Below are 20241 nucleotides of genomic sequence, written 5' to 3'. Positions count from 1 at the left end.
CGGTCCTGTCCTTCGTCGGTATCAGTTCGTCAGTTCCGCGGATTCCAGCTCGGCCGTCCACCGGTGCAGCTCGCCGAGTTCCGTCTCGATCAGCCCGGCCAGCTCGCCCACATCGGCCAGCGCGGCGCGATCGGCGTTGAGCCCGAAGTAGACACCGCCGTCGTAGGAGCTCACCCCGATCGCGAGGGCCTGGTTGCGCAGTAGCGGGACGACCGGGTACATCTCCACCATCCGTGCCCCCGCGGCGTAGAGCGGGACCTGCGGGCCCGGGACGTTGGTGATCACCAGATTGAACACGTGCCTGGTGAACCCGCTCGCGGTGCGCGAACCGAGCGCGTGCAGGGTCGCCGGCGCGAGGCCGTGCGCGTGCAACAGCACCCGAGCCGCCACCGAGTGCCCCGATTCGGTGTGCGCCCGCAGCTGGTTGCGCACCTGGCGCAGCCGCCCGAGCGGATCCGGTTCACCGACCGGGAGATCGACCAGATACGGAGTCACCGTCTCGTCCTGGTCCTCGTTCGTGGACAGCGGGACGAGCGCGCGCACCAGGCTGCCCTGGTCCAGCGGTTCCCCGCGCCCGGTGAACCAGCTCCGCAGCGCCCCGGCGACCACGGCGAGCACCACATCGTTGACGGTGGCGCCGACCCGTTCGGCGATGTCCCGGTAGGCACTCAGTTCCGTGGCCCCGCCGACGAACCTGCGGTGCGGGCCGAGGGTGGTGTTCAGCGGCGAACCGGGCGCGGGGCGGGTCAGCGCGCTGGTGAGCGCACCGAGCGCGTCCCGGCATCTGCGCACGCTCGTGGCGAGGTCCCCGACCGCGAGCCGGGCGGTGTCCAGCAGCTCGACCGGGCTGGCCAGTGCCTCGCGCAGGGCGTCGAGCAGCAACCGGGGACCGCTCGGCGCCGCCCGGGGTGACCAGGACCAGCGCGCCTCGGCGCCTTCACGCGGACCGGGATCGAGGATGGCCTGGCCGATCTCGATCGCGTCGATCCCGTCCACGAGGGCGTTGTGCGTCTTGGTGATGATCGCCAGCCGGTCCTCGGCGAGGCCTTCGACGAGATAGACCTCCCACAGCGGGCGTTCCCGGTCCAGCGGCCGGGACATGAGCCGTCCGGTGAGCTCGCGCAGCTGCTCGGCCGAGCCCGGTTCGGGCAGCGCGGAACGGCGCACGTGGTAGGTGATGTCGAACCGCTCGTCGTCCACCCACACCGGGCGGGCCAGCTGCAGCGGAACCTCCAGGACCCGCTGCCGGTAGCGCGGGATCAGGGCGAGCCGCCGTTCCACCAGATCGACGAGCGATTCGTAGTCGAAGCCGGTGCGCGGGCGCACGAACACCGCGACACTGCCGATGTGCATCGGGGTCGCCGTATCCTCGGCGAAAAGCAGCGAGGCGTCGAACGCGCTGAGCCGGTCGGGCATGGGACCGATCGTCGCACATCCGCGCGGCACAGCGCCCCGAGCCACCTGGGGCGCCGCCTGGGAGACTGACCGGCGTGACCGACAAGCAGCGCTCGCCCCGGGACCGGTTCCTGACCGTCTACGGGCGCAAACCCGTGCTCGAAGCACTCGGCGATCCGGAACTGACCGTGGACAAGGTGGTGCTGGCCGAGACCGCGCGCGGGGAACCGGTGCGCACCATCCGCGCGGCCGCCCGCGCGCGCGGCGTCCCGGTGCACAGCGCGAGCGAACACCGGGTCAAGGTGCTGGCCGGGAACGGAAAACAGGACCAGGGCGTCCTCGCCGATGTGCTCGCGCCGCGCATGCGCCCGCTCGCCGAAGCGCTCGAGTCCGGAACCGGGCGGCTGGGCCCGGTGCTGCTGCTGGACGGGATCACCACCCCGGCGAACGTCGGCATGATCCTGCGCACCGCGACCGCGGCGGGCATCGCGGGGATCGTGGTGCCGCACAAGGGCGTTGCCTCGCTCGATCCGCTCGTGGTGAAGTCCTCGGCCGGGATCGCCTTCCACGCGCCGATCCTGCGCGCCCCGACCGCGGCCGATGCCGCAGAACAGCTCTCCGAGGCCGGGTACCGGCTGTTCGGGCTCGCCTCGGACGGACCGGAAGGACTGTTCGAGGCCCGGTTCCCGGATCGCGCGGCGTTCGTGCTCGGCGGCGAGACCTCCGGGGTTTCGGCTGCCGTGCGCGCACACATCGGCGACTGGCTCTCGATTCCGATGCCCGGCGAGGCCGAATCGCTGAACGTCTCCGCGGCCGCCGCCGTGCTGTGCTTCGAACTGGTGCGCCGCGATCACACCGGCGGGTGAGTTCTGTCCGGACCGGGGCCGCGATCCGCACTGTGCATGCGTACCGGATCGCGCCACGGGACAGGGAGGTTCACCGTGTTCGCCATACCCCGACCACGACCACGACCACGAAGACTGCTCGCCGAGGCACCCGACGGCGAGCCCGAGACCGGTCGCCTCGGCGTGGCCGACCCGCCCGGTGCGGACGGGCCCGGTGTCCCGGCCGCGGTCCGCCCGCTCGACCGCCGCTTTCCGGGGCAGCGCACCCTGGCCGCGCTGCTGCGGGCGCTGCTCGAAGTGCTCGACGGCCGCCGCCCGCTCGGCGCGCTGGGGAACCGGGCCTTCGACGGGCTGCTCGCCCCCGCGGTGACCGCGGGAATCACGAACCGCATCCGCACCAGGGGGTTCAGCGCGGAGCGGATGCTCACCGGGCTCGCCTTCGCCATGACTCACCGGGCGAACGCGCTGGAGATCTGGGGCAGCGCGCGGGAACCCGGTTCCGGGCGCACGGTCGCGCTCGCCGCGCGCGTCGAACTGTGCGGCGACCACCTGCCCTGGTGGTGCACCGCCTTCACGGTGCTGGACTGAGCGGCACCAGAACGACCAAAGCGGCACCGCGGGAGCGTGTCCCGCGGTGCCGCCCTGTCCGAGCCGGATCGGCCCGGCTCAGCCGCGCTTGGCGGCCTTCTTCTGCTTTTTCGCCCGCTCGCGCTCGGCGGCCCGCCGTTCCCGCCGGGTGACACCGCCCTGCTCGTCCTCATCCTCATCGCGGCTGTGCCGTGCCTCGGCTTGCCCGTCCTCGTTCGGCCCGGACAGGGTCAGCTGCGATTCGGCGGGCTCGTCGAGGCCCTTGCCGCGCAGCGCGGGCGGCACCTGGCTCTCCTCCGCGGCGGGCGCCGCGTCCTGCTGCGCGGCCTGGCCCTCTTCGCCCTCGGCGGCCTCGACCTGCAGGTTGAACAGGAAGCCGACCGATTCCTCCTTGAGGCCGTCGAGCATGCCGTTGAACATGTCGTAGCCTTCGCGCTGGTACTCGATCAGCGGATCGCGCTGGGCCATCGCGCGCAGGCCGATGCCCTCCTTGAGGTAGTCCATCTCGTAGAGGTGTTCCCGCCATTTGCGGTCCAGCACGGAGAGCAGCACCCGGCGTTCGAGTTCGCGCATCGCGCCCTCGCCGACCATGCCGTCGATCTCGGTCTCGCGCCGCTCGTAGGCCGTCCGCGCATCGGCGACGAGCACCTCGCGCAGCGACTCCGGGGTGAGGTCGTCCACGTTGCCGGTCTCTTCGTCGGCGATGCCCTCGGTCAGCTTCTCGTGGTCGAGGGCGACCGGGTACAGGGTGCGCAGCGCGGACCACAGCTGCTCGAGATCCCAGTCCTCGGCGTACCCGTCGCTGGTCGCGCCCGTCACGTAGGCGGTGACCACATCGGTGATCATGTGCCGGATCTGCTCCTGCAGATCCTCGCCCTCGAGGACCCGGCGGCGCTCGGTGTAGATGACCTTGCGCTGCTCGTTCATCACCTCGTCGTACTTGAGCACGTTCTTGCGGATCTCCATGTTCTGCGCCTCGACCTGGGTCTGCGCGCTCTGGATGGCCTTGGAGACCCGCTTGGAGGTGATGGCCATGTCGTCCGGGGTGTTCAGCCAGTTCATGATGCTCTCGACCAGCTGCGCGTTGAATCGGCGCATGAGCTCGTCGGTCAGCGAGAGGTAGAACCTCGACTCGCCGGGGTCGCCCTGACGCCCGGAGCGGCCGCGCAGCTGGTTGTCGATGCGCCGGGACTCGTGGCGCTCGGTGCCCAGCACGTACAGCCCACCGGCCTCGCGGACCTCATCGGCCTCGGCCTGCACCGACTCCTTGGCCTTCTCCAGTTCCGCGGGGTAGGCCTGCTGCCACTGGTCGAGGTGCTCGACCGGGTCGAGACCGCGTTCGCGCAGCGCCCGTTCGGCGATCGTCTCGGGGTTGCCGCCGAGCATGATGTCGGTACCGCGGCCGGCCATGTTGGTGGCCACGGTGACCGCTCCCCTGCGTCCGGCCTCGGCCACGATCAGCGCCTCGCGGTCGTGGTGCTTCGCGTTGAGCACCTCGTGCGGCACCTTGCGCTCCACGAGCAGCTTGGACAGGTACTCGGAGCGCTCGACCGAGGTGGTGCCGATCAGTACCGGCTGGCCCTTCTCGTAGCGCTCGGCGATGTCGTCGGCAACCGCGGCGAACTTGACCTCCTCGGTCTTGTACACCACGTCCTTGCCGTCCATGCGGACCATCGGCCGGTTGGTCGGGATGCTGACCACGCCGAGCTTGTAGGTCTGGTGGAATTCGGCGGCCTCGGTCTGCGCGGTACCGGTCATCCCGGAGAGCTTGTCGTAGAGCCGGAAGAAGTTCTGCAGGGTGATCGTGGCCAGCGTCTGGTTCTCGGCCTTGATCTCCACGTGCTCCTTGGCCTCGATGGCCTGGTGCATTCCCTCGTTGAACCGCCGCCCGGCGAGCACCCGGCCGGTGAATTCGTCCACGATGAGCACTTCGCCGTTGCGGACGATGTACTCCTTGTCCTTCTTGAACAGCTCCTTGGCCTTGAGCGCGTTGTTCAGGTAACCGACGAGCGGGGTGTTCGCGGACTCGTAGAGGTTCTCGATGCCGAGTTGGTCCTCGACGAAGGTCACCCCGGCCTCGGTGACACCCACGGTCCGCTTGCGCTCGTCGACCTCGTAGTGCAGGTCCTTGCTCATCAGCGGGGCCAGCCTGGCGAACTCGGTGTACCAGCGCGCGGACTGCTCGGCGGGCCCGGAGATGATCAACGGGGTCCGCGCCTCGTCGATGAGGATCGAGTCGACCTCGTCCACGATCGCGAAGTTGTGCCCGCGCTGCACGCACTCGTCGATGCTCCAGGCCATGTTGTCGCGCAGGTAGTCGAAGCCGAACTCGTTGTTCGTGCCGTAGGTGATGTCGGCCTGGTAGGCGGCGCGCCGCTCCTCGGGCTGCTGCTCGGCCACAATCACGCCGACGGTCAGGCCGAGGAAGCGGTGGATGCGGCCCATCCACTCGGCGTCCCTGGAGGCCAGGTAGTCGTTCACGGTGACGACGTGCACGCCCTTGCCGGCGATGGCGTTGAGGTAGCAGGGCAACACCGCGGTCAGCGTCTTGCCCTCACCGGTCTTCATCTCGGCGACGTTGCCCAGGTGCAACGCGGCACCACCCATGAGCTGCACATCGAACGGCCGCTGGCCGAGCACCCGCTTACCGGCCTCCCGGGCCGTGGCGAAGGCCTCGGGCAGCAGCTGGTCGAGGGTCTCCCCCTCGGCGTAGCGCTCGCGGAACTCCTGGGTCTTCGCGGTGAGCTCGGCATCGCTGAGTCCGGTGAAGTCCTCCTCGATGCTGTTGATGTGCTTCGCGATATTGCTCAGCCGATTGAGCATCCTGCCTTCGCCCGCGCGAAGTACCTTCGAAAGGACCATCAGGTCGACCTCACTCGCTTTCGCCTGTTCACCAGTACAGCCATGCAGCCTTCTCTCGAGCAGTCATGGTAGGCGTCCGGGCAGACCGGAGCCCCCACGGCCCGCAAGGACAACGTGGGGGCTCCGGAAATCGTTCCTCGGGGCGGCTCAGCTCAGCCTGATCACCCCGTAGTCGAAGCCTCGCCTGCGGTAGACGACGCTCGGCCTTCCGGACGTCACATCCGAGAACAGGTAGAAGTCGTGACCGACAAGTTCCATCTCGTAAAGTGCCTGGTCAACGGTCATCGGCTCGGCGGAATGCTGCTTCTCGCGCACGATCCGGCCGGGCAGGTTCTCCTCGTCACCGGCTTCGAGGCGTTGCTGGGGGATCTCCCCGTTCACCTCCTGCTCCCGCGCCGGCGCCTCGAGCACGGCCGTGGCCAGCGCCCCGGCCCGGCCGTCGAACTTGGCGACATCGGGAACCATGCGCGGCATCTCGCCGTTCGTCGCGGCCGCGACCGAGGCCGGGGTGCGCCTGCCGTGATGCACCTTCCGGCGGTCGTGCGCCTTGCGCAACCGCGACTCCAGCTTGGCCACCGACGCGTCGAGCGCGGCGTAGAAATCGCCTGCACACGCCTCGGCGCGAACGATCGGCCCTTTCCCCCTTGCGGTGATCTGCACTCGCTGACAGTTCTTCGCCTGCCTGCGGTTGGGCTCGTGAATCAGTTCGACATCGCACCGGATGAACTTCTTGTCGTACCGCTCGAGTCGATCCAGCTTCTCCGCTACGTGCACCCGGTAATGCTCGGGGACCTCCACGTTGCGGCCCTTCACGATGATGTCCATACACGACCTCCATCACTTGGTGCAGGGGCTTTCGAACACCACGCGCTGCGCCTCGGCCGGCTCGGTGGGTTCGAAATCGAATCGGTATGGCGCCGGACCCGTCAGCTCATCGCGGCGTCGGCGCCAGGAACATGGCGGTTCGCCTCCCTCCCGTCGCTGACTTCAGCGATTGCGGTGCACGGTAGTCGGATCGCGACGGTTTCGACAGCCCCCTGGGAGGCTGAACCACCGTCGATACGCAGCGTGGTTCGCTACTGGGAGAACTTCGGCCGGTCCGGATTCCGGCACCCGTTCGTGCGTAGCCGAGCGCCCTCGAGACCATCGATCGGGTGCCCGTTTCGCCTCGCACATCCGACCAACGGACGAGTAACAGGATGGGTTCCCACCTCGCATTTCACCCGACAGAGTGACACGTTCACGGTCGTGCCGGGGAGGTCAACGCGAGCGCGGCGACCGGGCGGACTCCGTGTGAACGCAGCGCCCTGGCACATGCGGTCACCGTGGCCCCGGTGGTCACCACGTCGTCGAGCAGCACGACCGCCTCGTCACCGCCGGGCAGGTCCTCCCCGGTCAGCCGGAGGTGCCCGGTGAGGTTCGCCAGCCGGGCGCCCCGGTCGAGCCCTACCGAGTCGCGCACTCCCCTGGTCAGCGCGAACGGCTCGGCGACCCGTGCACCCTCGCCGAGCAGTACGGCCACCTCCCGTGCGATCCGGCTCATGTGCGCCCCGCCGCGGGCCACCGAGGCCTGCCGCGCCGAGGGCGCGGGCACCAGGCACACGCTGCGCCGGTCGGTTCCGTGCTCGGCACCGCGCACCCCGGGCACCGCGGCGGCGAACACCCCGGCGAGCTCGCGGGCCAGGTCGCGACGGTTGCGCTCCTTGTAGGCGAGCACGGCGGCCCGGGCACTGCCGGTGTGCCCGGTGATCGCGTACACGCCGAGCCGGGCGAGCCTGCTCGGGCCGGGCAACCGCGCCGGGCGCGCGCATCCGGCCCGGCAGCGCGCGCACCAGCCGTGCCCCCGCGCCGCGCAGCCGACGCAGGTGCGCGGTAGGACGAGGTCGACGAGTTCGGCGAACGGCATGCGGTCATGGTGCACCGCGGCACCGACAGTTCCGGCCCGCTGCGCGCTCCGGTCAGCCGGGATAGAAGGGGTCGGCGCCCTTGCTCGAGGAACCGAGTGGCACCCAGGAATCCCCGCCCTGGGTCGAGCTGAACGTGGACCCGCTGGCGACCGCGAGGAACTGCTGGCCGGGGGCGGCCGCGATCCGCTGCACCGGCGGCGACATGTTCGTGGTGGACAGGTTGTGCACGTAGAGCCCGTCCGCGCTCACCGTGGTCAGCGAGTCCGCATTGCGCCCGGAGACCACGACCAGCTGGGTCTGGCTCACCCAGTCCAGATCGCTGACGTTCGCCAGGTTGTAGCCGATCTGGGTGGGCGCGGACAGCTGCGCCTGCCCGTCGGCGTTGCGCAGCACCGTGCTCACCACGAGCTTGCCGTCCACGATCGCGGCCGCGTGGATGCCGTCTCTGGACAGCCGCAGATCGCTGATGGCCGCGCCCTGGCCGAACTGGTCGAACAGCTGGCCCGCGTCGACCTCGGTGACCTGCCAGCTCTCCCCGTCCCGGTGCAGGCGCAGGATCCGGTGCCCGTCCGCCACGGTCCACACCTCGTAGCCGACCTGGCTCTGTGGGCTGCCTGCGGTCCAGGTCGGCCTGGTGAACTCGGTCTCGGCGAGATCGGGCACCTCGCGCACGCTCTTGCCGAAGGTGCCGATCCGGATCCGTTCGCGCTTGTCCCGCCCGGCACACACCATGGCGAGCTGGTCCCCGTCGAGCGAACGGGCCCCGGAGACGGCTTGGCAGTCGGAGAGCCCGGCCGTCGCATCGATCTTGCTCGCGTCGTCCTTGCCACCGGCACCCGAATCGGAGGAGGGGGTGAACGCCTTGAGCACCCCACCGGCCACGTACAGCGGTCCCGCGTCCTGTGAGGGAGAGAACAGCGAGTACGAGGGCAGGTCCGAGTACTTGTAGTACTGCTTCTTCGGATCCAGTGGCGCGCCGTCACTGCGCACCTCGACCTGGCCGCCGACCACCCCGCGCAGCGAGCGCACGATCTGCTCGGCCATGCCCCTGCGCTGCGCCTCGCTCGCCGTGCCGACCGGCGGGAGGTTCACCGTGACCGAGTCCGGATTGGTCGCCTGCACGGTGGCCTGCTGTTCGGAGTCGATGGTGGTGAAGTTGTTGCGCACGGCGGGCTGCAGCGCGGTCGATGGCCCCTGGATGAGGTCGTTCACGATCCGGCTCGCGATCTCGGGGGCCTGGCCACGCGGCAGATAGCGCACATCCGGAATCGGGGCCTGCAGCTTCGGCTCCATGAAGTCGAGCGTGACCTGCTGGAAGGCGCGCTGGAAATCCGAGACCCGGATGATCAGCCCGTCCGCGACGGTCCGGATCCGCCATTCGTTGTCCCGGTCCTTCGCGACGGTCATGTTCTGTTCGTAGCTCTGGTCGTTGCCCTGCGCGGCGAGGAAGCTGCCGTCCGCGGCGAGGGTGCCGATCTTGCGGGCGCGCAGCAGCACGCTCTGCTGATCGGGATCGCCGGGCACCTCACCGGGGTTCGGATTGGTGCTGAAGTCGTCGGCGATCACGGTGATCCGCCTGCCCGGGTTCCAGGTCTTGGCGCGCTCCCCGGCGATGAACGAGCGCGGCACCGTGTGCCCCTTCGCGGTCTGCGCGTTGGCCCGGACGAAGGAGCGCACGAGGGCCCATTGGTCCTCGCCGGGCTTGGGCCCGTCGATGGTGGGACCGGAATCCCCGATCGGTTGGTTCTGCACCGCGACCGGCTGGCTCTGGTCCTGGATGCTCGCGCAGCCGGCCAACAGCAGCGCGACGAGCAGCACCGGAAGCGCCGAACGCACACCACGTCTCACTGCTCGGTCACCTCCTCGCCCCCGGAACGCGCGGTCACCCGCTCGGGTTCGGTCTCGGGCGCGTCGGGGTGCCCGGATCCGGCCGGTGGCAGCCCCACCGGGCTCGCGGTCAGTTCCGCCTCCGGAGTGCGGGGCAGGGTGAGCCGGAAGCAGGCGCCCTGATCGGGGCGGCCCCATGCCTCGAGCCAGCCACCGTGCAGCCGCGCGTCCTCCAGGCTGATGGCCAGCCCGAGACCGGTCCCCCCGGTGCGCCGGTTCCTGGACGGATCGGCGCGCCAGAACCGGTTGAACACCCGCTCCTCCTCCCCTTCGCGCAGGCCGACCCCGTAGTCACGCACGGCGATCGCGACCGCGTCCCGGTCGGCGCGCACCACCACGCGCACCGGTTTGCCCTCGCCGTGGTCGACCGCGTTGGCCAGCAGATTGCGCAGGATCCGTTCCACCCGGCGCGCGTCGATCGAGGCCAGGGTCTCGTTCTCCGGGACATCCTGCACGATCTCGGTCGTGGTGATCCCGGCTATTCCGCGCACCGAATCGACGGCGCTGCGCACCACGCCGAGCACGTCGACCGATTCGATGGACAGTTCCTCGACCCCCGCGTCCAGCCGGGAGATCTCCAGCAGGTCGGTGAGCAGGGCCTCGAACCGGTCCAGCTCGTCGACCATCAGCTCGGTGGAGCGCGCGAGCCCGCTCGGGAACTGTTCCCGCGAGGCGTAGAGCACGTCGGCGGCCATCCGCACCGTGGTCAGCGGGGTGCGCAGCTCGTGGCTGACGTCCGAGGTGAACCGGCGCTGCAGCTGACTGAACTCCTCGAGCCGATGGATCTGCTCGGCGATGTTGTCCGCCATGGAGTTGTAGGACTCGCCGAGCCGGGCGACATCGTCCTCTCCGACCACGCGCATCCGCTCGGAGAAGTCCCCGGTCGCGAACCGGTCGGCGATCTCGGCGGCCTGGCGTACCGGGCGCACGACCTGGCGCAGCACCAGGTTCACGATGCCCGCGAGCAGCAGCACCAGTACGAGCCCGGCCACGAGCACCGCGACCTGCACGATGCTCAGCGTCTGTTTCTCCGAGGTGAGCGGGAACAGCAGATACAGCTGCACCGGGCTGCTCGCACTGGTCAGCGAGGTACCGACGACAAGGAAGGTGGTCGGCCCGCTGCGCCCGCTCAGGGTGATGATCTGGGTGGCAGTCGTCCCGCCCTCCACCAGCTGGCGCAGTTTGGCGGGCACCTGCTTGGCGTAGGTGCCGACCGGGTCGATCCCGGTCGCCGAGATCACCGGCTCGAACTCACCCGCCCCGGAGCGCCCGTCGTGCAGGCTGCCGCCCCGGGCGGACACCAGCTGATCGAGCGCGTCGGAAAGAGACGGGCCGAGGGTGTCCTGGCCCGGGCTGGTCTTGGCGAGGATGTCGCGCAGTTCGCCCGCCGAGGACGCGGTCTGATCGATCGCCGCCTTACGCTTGGTGGTGACCAGCTGGTCGGTGATCTGCACCTGCAACAGCATGCCGAGCACGAACACGACCGCGGCGGAGAGTGCGAGACAGCTGGTGACCACGCGTACCTGCAGCGAGCGCCGCCAAGCGGTCCCGAACCGCGCCGAGCACCTGCGCACCCAGGCGGCGAACCGTTTCGCCCGCTCCGTCACCGTCGTCGCCACGATCCCTCTCGGGCCAGCTCGCTCACGGCCTCACCTCACCGGCGCTCGGCTCGGCCGTGCCCGGACGCTGCATCCATGGTTCGCTCGCAAGCTCGCTCACGGTGGCCCGGCCTTGTACCCGACCCCGCGCACGGTCAACACCACCTCGGGATGCTCCGGATCGCGCTCGACCTTGGACCGCAGCCGCTGCACGTGCACGTTGACCAGCCGGGTGTCCGCGGCGTGCCGGTAACCCCAGACCTGTTCGAGCAGCACCTCTCTGGTGAACACCTGCCTCGGCTTGCGGGCCAGGGCCACCAGCAGATCGAACTCCAGCGGGGTCAGCGAGATCGGTTCCTCGCCCCTGGTCACCTGGTGACCGGGCACGTCGATGCTGAGGTCACCGATCACCAGCGACTCGGCCGGTTCGGCATCCAGCCTGCGCAACCGGGCCCGCACCCGGGCAACCAGTTCCTTGGGCTTGAACGGCTTGACGATGTAGTCGTCGGCGCCGGACTCGAGCCCGAGCACCACGTCCACCGTGTCGCTCTTGGCGGTGAGCATCACGATCGGCACGCCGGACTCCGCCCGGATGGCCTTGGCCACATCGATCCCGTTCATCCCGGGCAGCATCAGATCGAGCAGCACGAGGTCGGGCCGCATCTCACGCATCGCGGGCAGGGCCTTGGTGCCGTCCCCGACGACCGCCGTCTCGAACCCCTCCCCGCGCAGCACGATGGTGAGCATCTCGGCGAGCGCCGGATCATCGTCAACGACGAGCACACGTGCCTTCATGTGTCCATCGTCCCATCACACGTGTGGTTCTCGACGTGCGGCCCGACCGTTACCGCGTGATTCACCCGGATGTCGCACCTTCGGGGACCACCCGTTCGGCCTGTGCCTGCACCGGGATGGTCGGCCCTTCGGAGACCGGGACGAACCGCCGGGTTTCCTCGTCCATAGTGAGCAGCCGCCCGCTCGGGATGTCCAGGAACATGCCGACCAGCTGCAGCTTCCCGGTGGCGACCGCGTCCGCGACCACGGCATGGGTGTGCAGGTTGCGCAGCCCCTCGGCCACGTTGATCATCGCGAGCTGGTCGAGCTCGCCGAAGCCGTCCTCGGCCGCCGCCTTGGCGATCGGATCGCCGTCCCGCCAGCGCGCCACGGTGGGAGCGGCGGTGGCCAGCCAGTCACCGAGCGGGCCGTCCGCGGGCCGGCCCGTGCTCAGTACCTGCATGGCACCGCAACCGGAGTGCCCGCACACCACGAGCACCGGTACCTCCAGCACTCCGACGGCGAACTCGAGCGAGGCGGCGACCGAGGCATCCGTCCCGGAATCCCGCGCGGGCACGACGTTTCCGATGTTGCGCACGGTGAACAGGTCCCCGGGGCCGCTCGAGGTCAGCACATTGGGCACCACCCTGCTGTCCCCGCAGCCGATCCACATCGCCCGCGGGCGCTGCCCCTCGGCGAGCTTGGCCATGTGCGGGCGCATCAGTTCCCGCGAGCGGATCTGGTACTCCCGGATGCCGTTGAGCACCACATCGAGCGACCGCGAATGTTCCGCGGTCCCGGCGCGCTGTTCCTCGGGGTGTTCGATGCGCTGCCAGTGCGACCACGGGGTGAACCAGCGCGGCAGATGCCTCGTCCGGGCCTCCCGGCCGCGCTGGAGGGAGGACTCCAGACCGGCCTGGCCGATCTCGTCAACGAGCACGGTACCGCCGGCCGCCTCGTGCCGGGTGACCCAGCCGTGCAGATACTCGTAGGCGGCGTGGTCGAGGTACTCGGTGATCAGCTCCACGACCACGTGCGAGTTCGCCGGGATCCGCCCCAGCTCGTGCGCCAGCCGTGGGATGGAGAGGAAGGAGAGCTTTCCGTGCACCGCGAGCCGCCAGGTGTTGTCATCGGCCTGCTGCGCGCGGATCGAGGCGATCACCACCCGGTACACCACGAGCAACAGGGACAGCGCCAGCCCGATGAGCACTCCCTCGAGCAGATTGAGCAGTACCACCGCGACCACGGTGACCGCGTACACCAGCGATTCACCGTGCCGGTGCAGCCGTTTGATCTGGCCGAGGTTGACCAGTTTCGCGCCCACGTGCACCAGCAGTCCGGCCAGCGCGGCCAGCGGGATCAGTTCGACGACCGAGAACAGCAGCGAGGAGAACAGCAGCACCCAGACCCCGTGCAGGATCGCCGAAGCACGGGTCTTCGCCCCGGCCGTCACGTTCGTGGAGCTGCGCACGATCACGCCGGTGATGGGCAGCCCGCCGATCGCTCCGGAGACCGTGTTCGCCGCGCCCTGGCCGATCAGCTCACGGTTGAGGTTCGCGCGCTTGCCGGTGTGCATCCCGTCCACCGCAACCGCCGAGGCGAGGCTTTCCACACTGGCGATCAGGGTGATGGTCAGTATCGCGACGATGAGCGCGCCGAGGTCCCCGGTCGGCAGCACCGGAGCGGTCAGCGAGGACAGGATGGAGCCGGGCAGGTCCACCCGGGGCGCGTCCGATCCGGCGAGCACCGCGATCAGCGTGGCCCCCGCGATGGCCACCAGCGGGCCGGGCACCACCCGCACCTTCTTCGGCAGCAATGGCCAGAGCAGCAGTACCGCGATCACCCCGAGACCGAGCAGGGTCGCGTCCCCGTGCAGGTTCGCGATCTGGCCGGGCAGCTCGGTGAGGTTGTCCACGAAGCTGCTGCCCGCCGTGCCGCCGAGTACCACGTGCAGCTGGCTGAACACGATGGTCAGCCCGATTCCGGCGAGCATCCCGTGCACCACCGAGGGCGAGATGGCCAGCGCGGCCCGCGCGGTGCGGGACAGGCCGAGCAGGATCTGCAGCAGACCGGCGGCGAGCGTGATCGCACAGGTCGCCTGCCAGCCGAACCGGTTGATCAGATCGGCGACGACGACCGTGAGCCCGGCGGCGGGCCCGGAGACCTGCAGGGGTGATCCGCCGAGTGCCCCGGCGACGATCCCGCCGATCACGGCGGCGATCAGGCCGGCGATCACCGGCGCTCCGGAGGCGACCGCGATCCCGAGGGAGAGCGGTACCGCGATGAGGAACACGACCAGCGAGGCGGGTACATCGTGTTTCAGGAATCTGGTGGCAGCGGCCAAAGCCGTCCCCTCTCGTACGTCGAGCCGGAAATGCGCGATTCAGGCATACGAGACGGGAACGAACCCGCGTTTTAGTAAAGTTCCGTTTACTTAGCGAGTTCACCCGTTGTTAACCGAATGTCACCGATCGGTAGCGTGAATCAACTGTCCGAGACGTTCCGCTTCCGCTTCGGTGCCCTCCGTGATCCCCGCGACCACGCGCCAGGGCGAGACCCAGTTCCGCGCGGCGAGGTCCCGGTACACCTCGAGGCACCGGCGCTGCAGGCCGCCATCGGATTCGTAGCTGTCCCGCACGCGGTCGCTCTCCACCGATTCGCGGTGCTCCGCCCGCCCCTGCGCGGTCTCCGCGTCCACGTCCAGCAGCACCTGCAGGTCCGGGGCACGCAGACCGAAGCGGTCGAGTTCCAGTGCGCGCAGCCACTCCACGAACTCACCGTCCGCGCCCTGGCCGAGTCGCGCCGCCGAGTAGGCGGCGTTGGAGGCGAGGTACCGGTCCGCGAGCACCACGTCGTGGGTGGTCAGCGACTTCTCGATCGCTTCCCGCGCGCCCCTGCGGTCGAGGGCGAACAGCAGCGTCATCGCGTACACCGAGTCGGCCAGATCCCCCAGCCGCCCGTGCAGCGCGTCCGCGGCGAGCTCGGCATGGATGTCCTCGCCGTAGCGCGGGAAGGTCAGGTGGGTCACCCGCGCCCCACGCCGTTCGAGTTCGGCGGTCAGTGCGGTGGTCAGCGTCCGCTTCCCCGCCCCGTCCAGCCCTTCGATGGCCACCAGTCTGTGCATGCCTGCAGGTTATCGGGCGCGAAACGCACCGAGCCCTGGCACGCTCATGGCGTACCAGGGCTCGGTAGTCAGTGCCTCAGTTCGGCGATCCGGCTCAGTACCGGTAGTGCTCCGGCTTGAACGGGCCCTCCACGTCCACGCCGATGTACTCGGCCTGGTCCTTGGTGAGCTTGGTGATCTCACCGCCGAGCGCGTCGACGTGGATCTTGGCGACCTTCTCGTCGAGCGCCTTGGGCAGCCGGTAGACCTCCTTGTCGTACTCCGCGTTCTTGGTGAACAGCTCGATCTGCGCGATCACCTGGTTGGAGAAGGAGTTCGACATGACGAAGCTCGGGTGCCCGGTCGCGTTGCCGAGGTTGAGCAGCCGTCCCTCGGAAAGCACGATGATCGAGTGCCCGTCCGGGAAGATCCACTGGTCGACCTGCGGCTTGATGTTGACCTGCCGGATACCGGGAATGCGGGAGAGCCCGAGAATGTCGAGCTCGTTGTCGAAGTGGCCGATGTTGCCGATGATGGCCTGGTTCTTCATCAGCTGCATGTGCTCGGCCATCACCACGTCCTTGTTCCCGGTCGTGGTGATCACGATGTCGGCCTCGCCGATGGCGTTCTCCAGCTTCTTGACCGGGTAACCGTCCATCAGCGCCTGCAGCGCGTTGATCGGGTCGATCTCGGTGACCGTGACCCGCGCGCCCTGCCCGCCGAGCGATTCGGCCGCACCCTTGCCGACGTCACCGTAGCCGCAGATCAGCGCGCTCTTGCCGCCGATCATGACGTCGGTGCCGCGGTTGATGCCGTCGATGAGCGAGTGCCGGATGCCGTACTTGTTGTCGAACTTCGACTTGGTGACCGAGTCGTTCACGTTGATCGCCGGGAACAGCAGTTCACCGGCGGCGGCGAGCTGGTAGAGCCGCAGCACGCCGGTGGTGGTCTCCTCGGTGACACCCTTGACGGACTTGCCGATCCCGGTCCACTTGGCCTTGTCCTTGGCCAGGGACTCGCGCAGCACCGAGAGCACGACCTTGAACTCGTCCGGGTCGTCGTCCTCGGCGTTCGGCACGACTCCGGCCGCCTCGTACTGGGTGCCCTTCTGCACCAGCATCGTGGCGTCCCCGCCGTCGTCCAGGATCATGTTCGGCAGCTTGTCACCGGGCCAGGTGAGCATCTGCTCGGTGCACCACCAGTACTCCTCGAGCGTCTCGCCCTTCCAGGCGTAGACGGCGACACCCTGCGGGTCCTCCGGGGTGCCGTGCGGGCCGACGACGACCGCGGCGGCCGCCTCGTCCTGGGTCGAGAAGATGTTGCACGAGCACCAGCGCACCTCGGCGCCGAGCGCGACAAGCGTCTCGATCAGGACCGCGGTCTGCACGGTCATGTGCAGCGAACCGGAGATCCGTGCGCCCTTGAGCGGCAGGGCTTCGGCGTACTCCCGCCGCAGCGCCATCAATCCGGGCATCTCGTGCTCTGCGAGCCGGATTTCCTTACGGCCGTATTCGGCGGCCGCAAGATCGGCCACCGCGAAATCAAGGCCGCCGATGTTACGTGCGTACTTGCTAGCGGTGTCGTTCGAGATGTCCTTGACGGTCATCGCGTTTTATCCTCCACTGGATCTCGATGGGCATCCCTACCCTAGGGCCATTGCGGTGCCGGGTGGAACCGCCAAGATGCCCTGTAACTGTCGAATCCGTCACCGCTCGCGGCTTGTGGAAGACGCAGAGTAGCGGCACGTTTACCCGTCTTCGGGTGTTTTTCGCGGCGAGCCGGACAATTCGGTACGCAACAGATCCGGTTCGAGGTAGATCCACCGCGCGGTCGGCACTCGTTCCCGCAGCCGTGCCTCGGCGTCGTCGATCGCCGCGGCGACTTCCGCCATTCCCGGTTCGCCGTGCAGCGCGATCTTGGCCGCGACCAGCAATTCGTCCGGGGCGAGGTACTCGGTACGCAGGTGGATCACGGTGCGCACCGCACCGGATTCGAGCTCGGCCACGATGGTCCGGTACAGCGCCCGGTCCACGCCCTCCCCGATGAGCAGGCTCTTCATCTCGACGATCAGCACGATCGCGATCACCGCGAGCAACGCCCCGATGGCCAGGGTACCGATCCCGTCCCACACCGGATCACCCGTGAGCACCGAGAGCCCCACCCCGGCGAGCGCGAACACCAGACCGAGCAGCGCGCCGCTGTCCTCGAGCAGCACGACGGGCAGATCGGGGTCCTTGGCCGTGGTGATGAATCGCCACCAGCCGCGCCCGCCACGCACCTTCGCGGTCTCCCGCATCGCCGTGGTGAAGCTGTAGCCCTCCAGCGCGAGCGCCACGACCAGGATGATCACCGCGACCAGCGGGCTCTCCAGCTCGTGCGGCTCGGCGATCTTCTCCACGCCCTCGTAGATGGCGAACAGCGCGCCCAGGCTGAACAGCAGCAGGGCGACCACGAAGGCGTAGAAGTAGCGGTTGCGCCCATAGCCGAAGGGGTGCTCGGCGTCCGCTTCCCGGTCCGCCGCCTTCCTGCCGAGCAGCAGCAGTCCCTGGTTGGCGGTATCGGCGAGAGAGTGCACACCCTCGGAGAGCATCGAGGAGGAACCGGTCACCGCGAATCCGGCGAACTTCGCGACCGCGATCCCCGCATTGGCACTGAGCGCGGCGATGATCGCTTTGGTACCCCCCTCGGCCGACATGCCGTGCTCCTCTCACTGAACGCTTGGCAGGCTCGCACGGTAGACGGTGGTGCGAATGTTCTCCTCGACCGGGGTGACCGAAATGTCCCCGTCCTTGGCGGGCGACCACACCGCCTCTCCCTTGCTCAGTACCCGCTCGTGCCCGCTCGCCGCGCGCAGCAGCGCGGTCCCCTCGGTGCACAGCAGGATCTGCGGGCCGCATGCGGTGAGCACCGCCCTGGCCGCGGCGCCGTCCAGCTCGGCGACGGTGAGCTCGAACTCCTCGGCGGAGGTCTGGTAGCGGCGCACCGCACCGTGCTGTTCCCCCTTGAGCACGGGCATCTCGTCCGCGGCGAAGTCGAGCACCCGGAGCAGTTCGGGCACATCCACGTGCTTCGGGGTCAGCCCGCAGCGCAGCACGTTGTCCGAGGCGGCGAGGATCTCGATGGCGGTCCCGCGCAGATAGGCGTGCAGGTTCCCGGCCGCGATGTGGATGGCCTCGCCCGGTTGCAGCACCAGCCGGTTGAGCAGCAGCGCGGCGAGGATCCCGGCGTCACCGGGATAGCGTTCGGCGAGCTCCAGCGCGGTACGGCACTCCAGATCGAACTCCCCGCGCTCGCGCACGTGCCGCACGCAGGCGTCGACGACCGCGGGAAGCAACTGTTCCAGCGCGCTGGAGGGCAGCGTGACGAAGGTGGTGAACAGCGCGCGCAGCCCGTCCTCGTCCGGCTGCCCGGCGAGCAGTTCGGTGTAGGGCCGCAGCGGCTCGCAGTCGAGCGCGCGCAGCAGTTCGGTGCTGCGGCGCGGTCCGCGGAACCCGGCGAGCGCGTGGAACTCGGAGAGCGCGCACAGTAGCTCGGGCTTCGCGGTCGGGTCGGGGTAGTTCCGCTCCGGCGCGTCCCGCGGGATCCCGGCGGCCTCCTCCCGCGCGTACCCCTCAGCGGCGAGCCCGGCGGAGGGATGCGCCTGCAGAGAGAGCGGTTCGTCGGCGGCGAGCACCTTGATCAGGAACGGCAGCCTGCCCGCCCAGCGTTCGGTGATCCGGGTGCCGAGGTGCCCGTGCGCGTCGAGTTCGAGCAGTTCGGTCAGCGCCGTGCCGTCCACGGTCGAGGGGCTGGCCGGGTGGGCGCCGAACCACAGTTCGGCCTCCGGGTGCGGGGCAGGCGATGGGTTGCCGGTCAGCTCGGCGATCGCGGTTCGCGAGCCCCATGCGTACGGCCGCACGGTACCCCGCAGCAGTTCCAACGTCAGCTCCAACTCGTCCGATCAGACCCGCGACGGCGCGAGCGTGCCCTCACCACCGAGCACACCGGTGGCGAGCCCGAGGTAGATGGCGGCGAATTCCAGGCGCACGGTGAGCACCATCGCGGCACAGGCACCCACGTGCCGGCCTGCCTGAGCGGTCAGTTCCTCCGCGCTGGAGAGCACGTCGATACCGGTGAACGTGCGCTCCGCGGCCTGCGACACCTGCTGGGTCGCCTCGTCCTCGGCCACCGTGAACAACAACGGACGAACCGGCGGCGCGGTTCCGATCTCATCGAATTCGGGGTCGGCGAAGATGTCCGTATCGCTGCTGTCCCGCAGCGCGGCGGCGCGCAGCGCGGGGCGTTCGACCACCGCGCGCACATCGCAGACATCGGCGACCACTCCGGCGTGCGCGGCCAGCGCGGAACCGGCGTGCGCGGCGACCGCGGTCGCGACCGGATCGGTGCCCCACAGCAGCGGGGTGCGCCCGGCGAGGCGCTGGGCGAGCAGTTTCGCCGGGTTGACGAAGGATTCGGCGCCCGGCTGATCGCGTTCGGCCTCCCCGTCGAGCGCGTCCGCGAGCACGGCGAGCAGGTCGGGTTCCCCGGTGCCGAACAGGCCGAGTGCCCGCACCGTGGCCAGGGCGGCCGCGACCGCCCTCGGGAAGGCGAAACCGTGCGGCATCGGCACCCGGGCGGGCAGCAGCCGCGCCTTGCCCGCGGCAGCGGCCGCGACCGGTCCCTCGTCCGGGGCGGCGAGCACCACGCTCGCGCCGCGGCGGGCCGCGAGGTCGATCGAGAGCGCGAGTTCCCGGTCCCCGGGGTCGTCGGTGCTGGCCAGCACCACATCCAGCGGGCCGATCCAGGAAGGCGCCTGCTCGGCGGCCACCACCGGAATCGGACAGGCCGCGCCGAGCAGCGCGGCCACCAGGCGGGCGGTGTCCGTGCTCGCCCCGGGCCGGGTGAGCAGCACGAGCGCGCGCGGGCTCGAACCGTGCAGGTCTTCGATCCCGGTCTCCGCGGCGGCCTCGGCGGTCGCCCGTACCTGGGCACCGGCACCCGCGGCGGCACGCAGCAGCCCGCCCCGGTCGACCTCGGCGAGCTTGGCCGGATCGTCGAGCAGCGCGTCGTCGAGCAAGGCCATCACTCCCGCGCTCATCTAGACTCCGTCCGTCCCACCGCTCGCCTCATCGAGGAGCAGCACCGGGATTCCGTCCCGGACCGGATAGCTGCGTCCGCACCCGGTGCAGGTCAGCGCCTCGGCCCCGGGATCGCCCGGCGCACCGGGACGCAGTGGCGCGTGGTCCGGCGCCGGGCAGGCCAGGACTTCGAGCAGCCCATCGTCGAGCCGTACCGTCATCCTC

The 20241-nt window shown here is 69.7% G+C and carries 16 protein-coding genes; 2 read left to right on the top strand and 14 right to left on the bottom strand.

Going from position 1 to position 20241, the window contains the following annotated elements; genetic code table 11:
- Window positions 1-21 precede the first annotated feature (21 nt).
- Window positions 22-1416 carry a WS/DGAT/MGAT family O-acyltransferase gene (locus tag A37U_RS0109345; RefSeq protein ID WP_020496369.1) on the bottom strand — a complete coding sequence of 465 codons (1395 nt, stop codon included), beginning with the start codon at window positions 1414-1416 and terminating at the stop codon, window positions 22-24.
- 74 nt (window positions 1417-1490) lie between these two features.
- On the opposite strand from A37U_RS0109345, the gene A37U_RS0109340 reads away from it, so the two are divergent.
- Together A37U_RS0109340 and A37U_RS0109335 are read left to right on the top strand one after the other, a co-directional pair.
- Window positions 1491-2261 (top strand): TrmH family RNA methyltransferase, encoded by a 771-nt coding sequence (locus A37U_RS0109340; protein ID WP_020496368.1) that lies wholly within the window; start codon window positions 1491-1493, stop codon window positions 2259-2261.
- Window positions 2262-2336: 75 nt separating this feature from the next.
- Complete coding sequence (locus A37U_RS0109335) at window positions 2337-2828, top strand: Rv3235 family protein (protein ID WP_157182702.1); 492 nt, start codon at window positions 2337-2339, stop codon at window positions 2826-2828.
- 78 nt (window positions 2829-2906) lie between these two features.
- Here the strand turns inward: A37U_RS0109335 and secA are convergent, their stop codons facing one another.
- From secA to A37U_RS0109270, 13 genes are all read right to left on the bottom strand, one after another.
- A complete protein-coding gene (secA, locus tag A37U_RS0109330) occupies window positions 2907-5690 on the bottom strand; it encodes a preprotein translocase subunit SecA (RefSeq protein WP_020496366.1) in 2784 nt (927 codons plus the stop codon).
- Between the two features lie 147 nt (window positions 5691-5837).
- Window positions 5838-6515, bottom strand: a complete 678-nt coding sequence (gene hpf, locus A37U_RS0109325) for a ribosome hibernation-promoting factor, HPF/YfiA family (RefSeq protein ID WP_020496365.1) — start codon at window positions 6513-6515, stop codon at window positions 5838-5840.
- A 415-nt stretch (window positions 6516-6930) separates the two neighbouring features.
- Window positions 6931-7596, bottom strand: coding sequence for a ComF family protein (locus tag A37U_RS0109320; protein WP_020496364.1), 666 nt, complete (start codon window positions 7594-7596; stop codon window positions 6931-6933).
- A 52-nt stretch (window positions 7597-7648) separates the two neighbouring features.
- A complete protein-coding gene (locus A37U_RS0109315) occupies window positions 7649-9445 on the bottom strand; it encodes an LpqB family beta-propeller domain-containing protein (protein WP_169526835.1) in 1797 nt (598 codons plus the stop codon).
- On the bottom strand, window positions 9442-11103 hold the full coding sequence (mtrB, locus tag A37U_RS0109310; RefSeq protein WP_020496362.1) for an MtrAB system histidine kinase MtrB: 1662 nt from the start codon (window positions 11101-11103) through the stop codon (window positions 9442-9444). Before mtrB ends, A37U_RS0109315 begins: the two co-directional genes overlap by 4 nt.
- Before the next feature lie 96 nt (window positions 11104-11199).
- On the bottom strand, window positions 11200-11877 hold the full coding sequence (mtrA, locus tag A37U_RS0109305) for an MtrAB system response regulator MtrA (protein WP_020496361.1): 678 nt from the start codon (window positions 11875-11877) through the stop codon (window positions 11200-11202).
- Between the two features lie 61 nt (window positions 11878-11938).
- The gene (locus A37U_RS42940) at window positions 11939-14200 is read right to left on the bottom strand and encodes a SulP family inorganic anion transporter (protein WP_020496360.1); all 2262 of its coding nucleotides are present in this window, start codon (window positions 14198-14200) and stop codon (window positions 11939-11941) included.
- Window positions 14201-14320: 120 nt separating this feature from the next.
- A complete protein-coding gene (locus tag A37U_RS0109295; protein ID WP_020496359.1) occupies window positions 14321-14980 on the bottom strand; it encodes a dTMP kinase in 660 nt (219 codons plus the stop codon).
- A 94-nt stretch (window positions 14981-15074) separates the two neighbouring features.
- A complete protein-coding gene (ahcY, locus tag A37U_RS0109290; RefSeq protein ID WP_020496358.1) occupies window positions 15075-16565 on the bottom strand; it encodes an adenosylhomocysteinase in 1491 nt (496 codons plus the stop codon).
- A gap of 141 nt (window positions 16566-16706) precedes the next feature.
- Window positions 16707-17654: a cation diffusion facilitator family transporter gene (locus A37U_RS0109285; protein ID WP_020496357.1), complete on the bottom strand. Its 948-nt coding sequence runs from the start codon at window positions 17652-17654 to the stop codon at window positions 16707-16709.
- A 12-nt stretch (window positions 17655-17666) separates the two neighbouring features.
- On the bottom strand, window positions 17667-18884 hold the full coding sequence (manA, locus tag A37U_RS0109280; RefSeq protein WP_040587176.1) for a mannose-6-phosphate isomerase, class I: 1218 nt from the start codon (window positions 18882-18884) through the stop codon (window positions 17667-17669).
- Between the two features lie 15 nt (window positions 18885-18899).
- Entirely contained in the window at window positions 18900-20036 is a 1137-nt protein-coding gene (locus tag A37U_RS0109275) for an SIS domain-containing protein (RefSeq protein ID WP_020496355.1), read from the bottom strand.
- Window positions 20037-20237, bottom strand: a complete 201-nt coding sequence (locus A37U_RS0109270) for a Trm112 family protein (protein ID WP_020496354.1) — start codon at window positions 20235-20237, stop codon at window positions 20037-20039.
- Window positions 20238-20241 lie beyond the last annotated feature (4 nt).

Origin of the sequence: Sciscionella marina DSM 45152, assembly GCF_000379465.1 — a bacterium.
Classification (GTDB): Bacteria; Actinomycetota; Actinomycetes; order Mycobacteriales; family Pseudonocardiaceae; genus Sciscionella; species Sciscionella marina.
This window is presented reverse-complemented; position numbering and strand designations above follow the sequence as displayed.